Here is a 10,657-nt window from a genome sequence, read left to right as displayed (position 1 = left end):
AAAATCGTTGGTATAATTTCATTTACCGACATGTATATATATGATTTACCGAAAACAAACAGGGATGTCACTCAGTCAAAAAAGTGACATCCCTGTTTTTAATTCTCAGCAGAATAAATAATATCTAAATTCCCGTTTTGATCGGTTTTGAAAATCGGGGCAATTTGCTCTTCTTGCTCTTCGACCGAAACAAGTTTTCGAGCACGATCTATAATTCGAACAAGCATCGCGTAATCTTCTTCGATTGCTTGTTGTTTTTTTGTGAGTACCGCTAATTTCGTTTCAAGTTCATGATTCGTTTTTTGCAGAGAAGTGAGCTGAGCTTGTAATACATCATTTTCAGTTTGCAACTTTGCGAGTGAAGGGTTATTATGCTCCAAGTTTTGCAAAAATGAGATGACATTTTGCATCGTAAGTTCTTGTTTACTTGGCGTAATATCTTCAGAAAACTCAGCATCGATTACGAGTTGTTTCGTTTTCGTGAACTGATTTTTTTCTATTTTAGCTTCGGAGCGCTTTAATTCTTTACGTTGTTTCTTCGCAAGCTGCACAGCATCTTCGTAATTCGGCCTTACTTCAGCATTCCATCTAAAGCCGCAAGCTGCTGAAGTCCGGTTCAACGTATCGCCGACTTCATCAAATGCTTTTATTTGTGTACTTCCGCTGCGAATATGTCGTAAAACAGTTTCTGCTAAAAGGAGATCATCTTCTTTTGTCCATGCATCTTGACGTGTTTTCATAAGCGAAGCCTCCATAATGGTGACGTTTTCGTTTATGTTACCCTTTATTTTTCGTTTTATTCGAAGTTTGTAATCTTTCATAAACAGTAGAAAGGGCTTGCTCAAATTTCCCTGTCGTTTTCGGTTTATAATATTGCTTGTTTTTTATTTTATCAGGTAAGTATTGTTGCCTTACCCAGCCATTTGGATGGTCGTGTGGATATAAATATCCAATGCCTCTTCCAAGTGATTCTGCGCCTTTGTAATGACTATCTTTTAAATGGCTTGGAATGTCACCTGTTTGACCGTTGCGTAAATCGTGTAATGCAGCATCAAGTGCTTTATAAGCTGAATTTGATTTTGGTGATAAGCATAGCTCGATAACGGCATTTGCAAGTGGGATGCGTGCTTCTGGGAATCCAACTCGTTCAGCTGATTCAATTGCAGCTAGTGTACGTGGTCCAGCTTGTGGGCTAGCAAGTCCAATATCTTCATAAGCCATAATAAGAAGGCGTCTGCCAATACTTTGTAAATCACCTGCTTCAATAAGGCGTGCTAAATAATGGAGCGCTGCATTTACATCACTTCCGCGCACTGATTTTTGAAATGCTGATAATACGTCATAATGAGCATCGCCGCCTTTGTCGTGAACGAAGCTCTTCTTTTGTAAGCATTCTTCCGCAATCTCGAGTGTGATTTCAGCCGCTTGATCGTCTGTAGTAAAGCTAGATAATACAGCAAGCTCAAGTGCGTTATAAGCGGAACGCATATCACCACCAGAGGCATTTGCAAAGTGATGTAGTGCTTCATCTGTTACCGTTACAGCATATTCTCCAAGGCCTTTTTCTTTATCTTCTAAAGCTCTTTTCAACCCAATTAAAATATCATCTTCTGTTAGTGCGTGTAATTCGAAAATTTGACACCTGCTTCGAATAGCGGAGTTTATTGCATGGAATGGATTACTTGTCGTTGCACCAATTAAAGTAAGAAGTCCGCTTTCTAAGTGAGGTAATAGAAAGTCTTGCTTTGCTTTATCTAGACGGTGAACTTCATCTAAAATTAAAACGAGGTGTCGATGCATCTTCGCTTCTTGCACGACAACTTCCATATCTTTTTTATTGTGAGTAACAGCGTTCAATAGACGAAACGGGGTACCGGTACTTCCAGCAATTGCACTGGCAATGGATGTTTTTCCTGTACCTGGAGGACCGTATAAAATCATAGATTGAAAATGATTGGCTTGGACCATTCGCCATAAAATCTTTCCTTCACCAACTAAATGTTGTTGCCCAATAATTTCTTGAATATTTGTAGGGCGCATTCGATGTGCGAGTGGTTGTTTCATTTGGACCGTCTCCCTTAATATATAATCTCGTTCTATCGTATCATTTTTTTCTACGAAATTTGAAATAGGATGCTGTTTTATGGGAAAAATAAAGGGTAATATTTTCATTTTTCTTTCAATTGTAATAATTCCCGAGTTTTTCAATGTGATTTTATGTTATCATTTTGATACACAAGTTGAAATTTCTTATAATACTATATTATGCTATAATTTCATAGGATTTTAAATTGTGTTCTTTTTATAAATAAGATATAACCAATAGAAGTGAAAATTTGAAAAGAGGTGCAAAATAGATGAAAATTTCAACGAAAGGCCGCTATGGCTTAACAATTATGATTGATCTTGCAAAAAAGTTTGGTGAAGGTCCGATTTCATTAAAATCAATTGCGCAGGCGCATGACTTATCCGAGCATTACTTAGAGCAATTAATTTCACCACTTCGTAACGCTCGTCTTGTAAAGAGTACGCGCGGGGCATATGGCGGATATGTATTATCTGATCAACCGGCTAACATTACAGCTGGGGATGTAATCCGTGTATTAGAGGGACCGATTAGTGTTGTAGAAATGATAGAAGAAGAAGAGCCAGCGCAGCGCCAGTTATGGATGCGTGTTCGTGATGCGGTGCAAGAAGTGTTAGATAGTACAACGTTAGAAGATTTAGTACGTTATGAGGAAGAAAATCACGGGGGCTATATGTTTTACATTTAATTCCTTGTGAAACGATTTGGAAAGAAGGAGATTTAATGGAACGCATTTACTTAGATCATGCTGCGACATCTCCGACTCACCCAGAAGTGGTCGAAAAGATGATTCCATATATGACAGAAATATTCGGGAACCCGTCTAGTATTCACTTTTATGGACGTCAAACTCGTCACACAGTAGATGAGGCGAGAAGAGTGTGTGCACGCAGCATTCATGCGAATCCGAATGAAATTATATTTACGAGCGGTGGTACAGAAGCTGATAATTTAGCGCTTATCGGTGTAGCACGTGCGAACCGTCATAAAGGTAACCACATTATAACGACGCAAATTGAACATCATGCGATTTTGCATACGTGCGAATTGTTAGAGCGTGAAGGGTTTGAAGTGACATATTTACCTGTCGATGAAACAGGGCGCATTCAAGTTTCTGACATACAAAAGGCATTAACAGAAGAGACGATTCTTGTATCTGTTATGTTTGGGAATAATGAAGTAGGGACGATGCAACCGATTGTGGAAATAGGAAAGCTGTTAAAAGAGCATCAAGCGTATTTCCATACAGATGCGGTACAAGCTTACGGTTTAGTAGAAATTAATGTGAAAGAGTTTGGTATTGATTTATTATCAATTTCAGCTCATAAAATTAACGGGCCAAAAGGTGTAGGTTTCTTATACGCTGGTGCAAATGTGAAATTTGAACCGTTATTAATAGGCGGAGAGCAAGAAAGAAAACGCCGTGCTGGTACGGAAAATGTGCCTAGTATTGCTGGGCTTCAGTATGCAATTCTTATAGCTGAAAAAACTCGTGAGCAAAAAAATGCCCAATATGAAGAGTTTAAAGATATAATGGTATCTGTCTTCAAAAATGAAGGCATTACTTTCGAGGTAAACGGAAACTTAGAACATCGCTTACCGCATGTACTTAATGTAAGTTTTACAGGAATGAACATTGAACCTTTCCTTGTGAACTTAGACTTAGCTGGCATTGCAGTATCAAGTGGTTCTGCTTGTACAGCTGGTTCGATTGATCCATCACATGTATTAGTAGCGATGTTTGGAAAAGACTCCGATCAAATACGTTCATCCGTACGCTTTAGTTTTGGACTTGGAAATACGAAAGAGCAAATTGAAAAAGCGGCGTACGAAACAGTGAAAATCGTGAAGCGATTAACACAAAATTAGCATGGGAGGTGACATGATGAACAAACTACCTCACGAAACACGCGTTGTCATCGGAATGTCCGGTGGCGTCGATTCATCTGTAGCAGCACTTTTATTAAAAGAGCAAGGTTATGATGTAATCGGAATTTTTATGAAAAACTGGGATGATACAGATGAGAATGGTGTCTGCACAGCAACAGAAGATTACAATGATGTAATTGAAGTGTGTAACCAAATTGGTATTCCGTATTATGCAGTAAACTTTGAAAAACAATACTGGGATAAAGTATTTACGTACTTCTTAGATGAGTACCGAGCTGGTCGTACACCAAACCCAGATGTAATGTGTAATAAAGAAATTAAATTTAAAGCATTTTTAGAGCATGCAATTGCGCTTGGTGCGGATTATGTGGCAACAGGCCATTATGCACGCGTTGCTTATATGGACGGCGAATATAAAATGCTTCGCGGTGTTGATGACAATAAAGATCAAACATATTTCTTAAATCAATTAAGCCAAGAGCAATTATCAAAAACAATGTTCCCATTAGGTGAATTAAAGAAACCGCAAATTCGTGAAATGGCGAAAGAAGCTGGCTTAGCGACAGCGGCGAAAAAAGATAGTACAGGTATTTGCTTCATTGGTGAGCGTAACTTTAAAGATTTCTTAAGTAACTACTTACCGGCACAACCAGGTGTAATGCAAACATTATCTGGTGAAGTGAAAGGGAAGCATGACGGTTTAATGTATTATACAATTGGACAACGTCATGGCCTTGGAATTGGTGGTAATGGTGATCCATGGTTTGCTGTTGGGAAAAATCTAAAAGAAAACATTTTATATGTTGATCAAGGATTCCATAACGAACTTCTATATGGTGATGAAGTTATTGCTACGAATGTAGGATGGGTAAGTAACAAAGAAAAAGAAACAGAATTTAAGTGCACGGCGAAATTCCGTTATCGTCAAGAAGACAATAAAGTAACGGTTCAAATCGTTGATGAAAATACAGTTCGTATTCTTTGTGATGAGCCAATTCGTGCAATTACACCAGGACAAGCAGTCGTTTTCTATGATGGAGATGAGTGCTTAGGCGGTGCTACAATTGATGAAGTGTACCGTAGTGGTAAGAAATTGGATTATTTAGGATAAATGAGAAGCCTCTGCCGATTAGCGGTTAGAGGTTTCTTTTACATAAAGCGAATTTTCGTTCGCTTGGAAAATACATTCTTTGTTATAATTTGTTGTAGAGGTGAAGGACATGTCAAACAAACTTGAAACAGGTATTCAATATATGCAAGAAGGAAACTGGGAAGAAGCAGCTAAAAATTTTACAGAAGCAATCGAAGAAAATCCGAAAGATGCGCTTGGGTACATTAATTTTGCAAATTTATTAGACGTATTAGGTGATAGCGAGCGAGCGATTTTATTTTATAAACGTGCACTAGAGTTAGATGATAAATCTGCAGCAGCCTATTATGGTTTAGGAAATGTATATTATGGCCAAGAGCAATTTACTGAAGCGAAAGCTGTATTTGAACAAGCAATGCAAGCTGGATTACAATCAGCTGATGTAACATTTATGTTAGGTATCACACATGTACAGCTTGGAAATGATCGTCTTGCACTACCATTCTTACAAAGAGCAACAGAATTAGATGAAAACGATGTAGAAGCTGTATTCCAGTGCGGACTTTGCTTCGCGCGATTAGAACACGTTCAAGAGGCGAAACCTTATTTTGAAAAGGTATTAGAAATGGATGAGGAGCATGCAGATGCGTATTACAATTTAGGTGTTGCGTACGTATTTGAGGAAAATAATGCGAAGGCTCTCGCTTTATTTAAGAAAGCAACTGAAATTCAGCCAGATCACTTTTTAGCGGGTAATGGCGTTCGTTTATTAGAGCAAGAAGCTGAATAAGATAAAAATATAGTTTAATGGGTAGTTATCCCTCATCTAAAAAGGTGGGGGATGTACTGCTCATTAAAGTGAAAATACCGGAAAGGAGAGGAAAAATGGGAAATCAACATGCAATGGATTTGTTTGAGGAAGAGAAAAAGTTTATAAAAGCGCAAGTTCTTCATACCATTTTCCACAACGAAGAAAACCTCTATTCCGTTGTCAGTATGAAAGTCATTGAAACGAATGAAACGTATGACGAAAAGAAAGTAATGATAAACGGTCATTTTCCCCGCATGCATGAAGATGAAGTGTTTACATTGACAGGTCATTTTAAGGACCATCCAAAGTATGGAAAACAATATATGGTTGAAACATTTAAAAAAGAATTGCCGCAAACAAAAGCAGGTATGGTGCAATATTTAGCGAGTGATTTATTTAAAGGGATAGGAAAGCGTACAGCTGAAAAAATTGTGGACCATCTCGGAGAACATGCTATTTCTAAAATTATGGATGACCCTGAGGCATTAAATGGTGTTGTTAATAAACAAAAGGCTCAGGAAATATATGAGACAATTGTTGAACATCAAGGGCTAGAGAAAGTAATGAGCTTTTTAAATGGCTACGGTTTTGGAACGAAACTTTCTATTAAGATTTACCAGCAATATAAAGAGATGACATTAGAAGTGATTCGTAATAATCCGTATCAACTTATCGAAGAAGTGGACGGGATTGGTTTTGGAAGAGCGGATGATATAGGGCGTGCGTTAGGGATATCGGGTAATCATGACGACCGTGTACGCGCAGGATGTTTTTACACATTAGAGAATGTCTCATTACAACTTGGTCACGTTTATATGAGGAAAGATCAACTTGTAAGAGAAACGATGTCACTTTTAAACAATCAAGAAGGAAGAGTGACTGAGGAAGATATTATAGGTTGTATTGAAACGATGCAAAGTGAAGGGAAAGTCATCATAGAAGAAGAACGAGTGTATTTAGCAACGTTATTCTACTCTGAGAAAGGTGTTGTAAAGTCTATTCGCAGGCTTATGAATCAAGAAGAAACACCTTCATTTCCAGAAGCAGAAGTGTTAAAAACGTTAGGTGAAATTGAAGAACAACTGAACGTACAATATGCACCGTTTCAGCAAGAAGCAATTCAAACGGCACTTCATAAACCGATGATGTTATTGACAGGTGGACCAGGAACAGGGAAAACAACAGTTATTAAAGGGATTGTTGAAATGTATGCATCACTACACGGATTATCGTTAAATCCGAATGAATACAGTGATGATAATCCATTTCCAATACTATTAACAGCTCCAACAGGAAGAGCGGCGAAGCGGATGAGTGAATCGACAGGACTTCCAGCTTGCACAATTCACCGTTTACTTGGTTGGACGCCAGAAGGATCTTTCCAGCGTAATGAAACGGATCCTGTCCAAGGTAAGCTCCTTATTATCGATGAATTTTCAATGGTTGATATTTGGCTTGCAAATCAGCTATTTAAGTCGTTGCCGACGAACATTCAAGTTATCGTTGTAGGTGATGAAGATCAGTTGCCATCTGTAGGACCTGGACAAGTATTAAAAGATTTATTAAATGCAGGCGCAGTTCCGACAGTGAAGCTTACTGAAATTTATCGTCAAGCGGAAGGCTCATCAGTGATTCAACTTGCCCATGCGATAAAAAATGGAACTCTACCACCAGATTTAGCACAAAATCAAAAAGATCGTTCATTTATCGGCTGTACAGGAGCTCAAATTGTTGAGGTTGTGAAAAAAGTTTGTGAAAATGCTAAAACAAAAGGCTTTAGCGCAAGAGATGTACAAGTATTAGCACCGATGTACCGCGGGCCTGCTGGTATTAATGTATTAAACGAAGCGCTGCAACAAGTATTTAATCCGAAGAGGGAAAAGAGTAAAGAAATTGCTTACGGTGATGTTGTGTACCGAAGAGGCGATAAAGTACTGCAACTCGTGAATCAGCCGGAGAGCCAAGTGTTTAATGGTGATATTGGGGAAATTGTTTCGGTGTTTTATGCGAAAGAAAACGTTGAGCAACAAGATATGATTATCGTTTCATTTGATGGAATTGAGGTAACGTATACGAAGCCCGATTTAAATCAAATTACGCATGCATATTGTTGTTCCATTCATAAATCACAAGGTAGTGAATTTCCGATTGTTATTATGCCAATCGTGAAAAGTTACAACCGTATGTTACGTCGTAATTTAATTTACACGGGCATTACAAGAAGTAAGAAGTTCCTTATTATTTGCGGAGAGGAAGCAGCTTTCCAATCTGGTGTAAATCGCCTTGATGATGCAATGCGTCAAACAACCTTAGCTAGTCGCTTGCAAGAATCACAAGGAGAAGTACAGATGGTCACAGTTAATGGCGAGGAAATGGACGTGGAAAACATTTCACCGTATGATTTCATGTAACAAGGTGAAATTATATAGTGAAACTTTCAAACGCATAGCGTTGAAAGGCTCCAGTAAAATGTATAAATGAATGCAGTTTGGACATAATGGCGAATAGAATCTGGGAGACTGTAAGGAGATGAAAGCCATATGTTTATTTGTCCAAATTGCAAAGGGAAAGACATTGGGAAAATAGGTGTCAACCAATTTTATTGCTGGAATTGTTATATCGAATTATCGGTTTCAAAGGGGAAAATCCATACGCATCAAGTTGAGGAAGATGGTTCACTAAGCTCTCTTGATGATTTATTTGATGAGAATGAAAGAACGATCGGATAACGAAAAGGGGGATTTACTTTGAATCTACGCAATTCATTAATCGCATTAGGTGTTGGAGCTGCAGCATATCAATATGCTCGTAAGCAAGATGTATTTTCAAAACGCAATATGAAAAAAGCACGTAAGATGATTAAGTCTTACTTATAATCATTTCGATAAAGTGAAAAACTCCCTTGTAGACAAGGGAGTTTTTTTATGCACCCATATGCAAATAAAAAAGTCCGATCTCTGAGAAAAGATAAGATAGACCGTAGCAGCCAACGCCAAGTATTCCATACTGCCATAATTGCTTCGCTTTTTCTTTACGTGAGGAATGAATAAAGAACCCCTTCCAAATACCGAACCCGATACAAATCCATTCAAGAATCATAAAAAGTGCTGATAATCCAAGCATAAATAAAACCATAATTAGCCCTCCTGATTATATTAATTCATGCTGTATTCTCAGGGGTGGTTGTCCTTGTTATGTTATTTATATGTACGTCTTTAAAAAACAGTATGGTCCGTATGAAAAGATTTTAAAAGTTTCGCACATAACCTACCCCATTTATTTTCAAAATAAAGGTGGAGGAGGTTTTTCATGTGAAGAATCTTAAAATCATTTGGATATATCGTTTAGGATTATTGTTACTTGTTTTTCTTTGTCTGCTCGTCTTTTTAAAAATTAAGCCGCTATGGGCACCGATTATTTTTGTATTTAAAGTAGCAATCACGCCGTTTCTTATCGCGTGTTTTATTGCGTATTTATTGCACCCTTTAATTGAAAAAATTCATAAGGAAGGGATGCCCCGTACACTTGCCATTTTGCTCATTTATATCCTTTTCTTTGGCGGAATTGGTTATGGGATTTATAAAGGAACACCAGTCGTTATTAAACAGTTACAAGAGATTAATGAACAATTTCCGCAGTTTACAAAAATGTACGATTCGTGGATGGATGGCGTTACAGAACAAACGGCGAATTTCCCTTCGTTCATTCATGAAAAGGTGAAACAACTTTTTGTGGGTGTGGAAACGAAGATTCAAGCGCTTTTAAATAAAGTGATGAGTACAGCTCGTGGTGTACTCGATTCATTGCTCATTATTTTCTTAATACCGTTCATTGTATTTTACATATTAAAAGATTATGGTGAGTTTTATCATATCTTTTGGAAACTAGTCCCAAGTAAATGGCGAGGTACGGGGCAAATGCTTGCGAAAGAAATTGATAAATCACTTGGAAGTTATATTCGAGGACAGTTATTTGTTTGTTTAGTATTAGGGGGAGTATCAGCTCTTTCTTTTTGGTTTATCGGTATGAAATATCCATTATTGCTTGGCATTATTATTGGGGTAACGGATATAATCCCGTACTTCGGTCCTATTTTAGGAGCAATCCCGACGTTAATGATTGCAGCAACAGTATCAACGAGTTTACTTATTAAGGCGGGGATCACAATTGCGATTTTGCAATTTGTGGAGAGTAACATTTTATCGCCTTACATCGTTGGTAAGTCACTTCGTATGCATCCCGTTATTATTATGCTTGCCTTACTAGTTGGGGGAGAGGTAGCTGGGATTGTAGGGTTGCTAATATCGGTTCCGATTTTAGCAGTTATTCGCACTGTCATTGTTCATGTGAGACCGCTCTTGAAAAAAGAAGATGTGTAAGTATAGAAGCCCTCTATGTAAGAAATAGAGGGCTAATCATATATTTATTTAGAAAGCTGCTTGTGTATCTTTTGAACGAGGGAGCTCACATCATTTGTTTGAATATGTTTTATTTTTTTCCATTCGTTATCATACATAAATACAATTTGATTGTTGAAAAGACGCTTTTGTTCTTTTAGATTAGAAATTTTTGCGAAAGAGTACTCTTCAAATATTGGATTCTTACTTGCATCTGGCCCATAAAAGAATAGCCTTTTGTTCGTTAAAATTAGCAATCCTGGCCTTGCGACGGAACGATAAATAAATATGTCTAATGAACATGCTGCGTAAAATAATATCGTTTCGTCAGTCGCTAATATGTTTTTAGCTTTGCTAAGTAAGGTTGTCATTGTGATCGCTCC

The 10,657-nt window shown here is 37.7% G+C and carries 12 protein-coding genes; 8 read left to right on the top strand and 4 right to left on the bottom strand.

Annotated elements, in window-relative coordinates:
- Positions 1-98: 98 nt before the first annotated feature.
- Complete coding sequence (locus ACQGS6_RS16940) at positions 99-740, bottom strand: RsfA family transcriptional regulator (RefSeq protein WP_426965338.1); 642 nt, start codon at positions 738-740, stop codon at positions 99-101.
- 37 nt (positions 741-777) lie between these two features.
- Positions 778-2,064, bottom strand: a complete 1,287-nt coding sequence (locus ACQGS6_RS16935) for a replication-associated recombination protein A (RefSeq protein ID WP_000812919.1) — start codon at positions 2,062-2,064, stop codon at positions 778-780.
- 293 nt (positions 2,065-2,357) lie between these two features.
- Between ACQGS6_RS16935 and cymR the strand changes: the two genes are divergently transcribed.
- The 7 genes from cymR (at position 2,358) to ACQGS6_RS16900 (ending at position 8,753) form a co-directional block, all read left to right on the top strand.
- Positions 2,358-2,774 carry a cysteine metabolism transcriptional regulator CymR gene (gene cymR, locus ACQGS6_RS16930; protein WP_000704116.1) on the top strand — a complete coding sequence of 139 codons (417 nt, stop codon included), beginning with the start codon at positions 2,358-2,360 and terminating at the stop codon, positions 2,772-2,774.
- 35 nt (positions 2,775-2,809) lie between these two features.
- On the top strand, positions 2,810-3,955 hold the full coding sequence (locus tag ACQGS6_RS16925; protein ID WP_000439893.1) for a cysteine desulfurase family protein: 1,146 nt from the start codon (positions 2,810-2,812) through the stop codon (positions 3,953-3,955).
- 16 nt (positions 3,956-3,971) lie between these two features.
- Entirely contained in the window at positions 3,972-5,087 is a 1,116-nt protein-coding gene (gene mnmA / locus ACQGS6_RS16920; protein WP_001038010.1) for a tRNA 2-thiouridine(34) synthase MnmA, read from the top strand.
- Positions 5,088-5,196: 109 nt separating this feature from the next.
- Entirely contained in the window at positions 5,197-5,856 is a 660-nt protein-coding gene (locus ACQGS6_RS16915) for a tetratricopeptide repeat protein (RefSeq protein WP_088867923.1), read from the top strand.
- 95 nt (positions 5,857-5,951) lie between these two features.
- Complete coding sequence (gene recD2, locus ACQGS6_RS16910) at positions 5,952-8,288, top strand: SF1B family DNA helicase RecD2 (RefSeq protein WP_000528086.1); 2,337 nt, start codon at positions 5,952-5,954, stop codon at positions 8,286-8,288.
- A 129-nt stretch (positions 8,289-8,417) separates the two neighbouring features.
- Complete coding sequence (locus tag ACQGS6_RS16905) at positions 8,418-8,606, top strand: hypothetical protein (protein WP_000469281.1); 189 nt, start codon at positions 8,418-8,420, stop codon at positions 8,604-8,606.
- An 18-nt stretch (positions 8,607-8,624) separates the two neighbouring features.
- Positions 8,625-8,753, top strand: coding sequence for a YrzQ family protein (locus ACQGS6_RS16900; protein ID WP_001053553.1), 129 nt, complete (start codon positions 8,625-8,627; stop codon positions 8,751-8,753).
- A 46-nt stretch (positions 8,754-8,799) separates the two neighbouring features.
- Here ACQGS6_RS16900 and ACQGS6_RS16895 read toward each other — a convergent pair whose 3' ends face one another.
- On the bottom strand, positions 8,800-9,012 hold the full coding sequence (locus tag ACQGS6_RS16895; protein WP_000242535.1) for a hypothetical protein: 213 nt from the start codon (positions 9,010-9,012) through the stop codon (positions 8,800-8,802).
- 176 nt (positions 9,013-9,188) lie between these two features.
- Here ACQGS6_RS16895 and ACQGS6_RS16890 point away from each other — a divergent pair, with 176 nt between their 5' ends.
- Positions 9,189-10,256 carry an AI-2E family transporter gene (locus tag ACQGS6_RS16890; RefSeq protein ID WP_000793128.1) on the top strand — a complete coding sequence of 356 codons (1,068 nt, stop codon included), beginning with the start codon at positions 9,189-9,191 and terminating at the stop codon, positions 10,254-10,256.
- 44 nt (positions 10,257-10,300) lie between these two features.
- On the opposite strand, the gene ACQGS6_RS16885 is transcribed toward ACQGS6_RS16890, so the two are convergent.
- Positions 10,301-10,645, bottom strand: a complete 345-nt coding sequence (locus tag ACQGS6_RS16885) for a PH domain-containing protein (protein WP_088867922.1) — start codon at positions 10,643-10,645, stop codon at positions 10,301-10,303.
- Positions 10,646-10,657: the final 12 nt, after the last annotated feature.

The organism is Bacillus sp. GMs2/2, from assembly GCF_050172095.1.
Lineage (GTDB): Bacteria > Bacillota > Bacilli > Bacillales > Bacillaceae_G > Bacillus_A > Bacillus_A cereus.
Note: the sequence above shows the minus strand (reverse complement) of the source record. Positions and strands in the feature narration are given on the sequence as shown.

Coding starts and splice junctions, on each gene's coding strand:
- ACQGS6_RS16940 (WP_426965338.1), bottom strand. CDS start 740: ATGAAAACACGTCAAGATGCATGGACAAAAGAAGATGATCTCCTTTTA.
- ACQGS6_RS16935 (WP_000812919.1), bottom strand. CDS start 2,064: ATGAAACAACCACTCGCACATCGAATGCGCCCTACAAATATTCAAGAA.
- cymR (WP_000704116.1), top strand. CDS start 2,358: ATGAAAATTTCAACGAAAGGCCGCTATGGCTTAACAATTATGATTGAT.
- ACQGS6_RS16925 (WP_000439893.1), top strand. CDS start 2,810: ATGGAACGCATTTACTTAGATCATGCTGCGACATCTCCGACTCACCCA.
- mnmA (WP_001038010.1), top strand. CDS start 3,972: ATGAACAAACTACCTCACGAAACACGCGTTGTCATCGGAATGTCCGGT.
- ACQGS6_RS16915 (WP_088867923.1), top strand. CDS start 5,197: ATGTCAAACAAACTTGAAACAGGTATTCAATATATGCAAGAAGGAAAC.
- recD2 (WP_000528086.1), top strand. CDS start 5,952: ATGGGAAATCAACATGCAATGGATTTGTTTGAGGAAGAGAAAAAGTTT.
- ACQGS6_RS16905 (WP_000469281.1), top strand. CDS start 8,418: ATGTTTATTTGTCCAAATTGCAAAGGGAAAGACATTGGGAAAATAGGT.
- ACQGS6_RS16895 (WP_000242535.1), bottom strand. CDS start 9,012: ATGGTTTTATTTATGCTTGGATTATCAGCACTTTTTATGATTCTTGAA.
- ACQGS6_RS16885 (WP_088867922.1), bottom strand. CDS start 10,645: ATGACAACCTTACTTAGCAAAGCTAAAAACATATTAGCGACTGACGAA.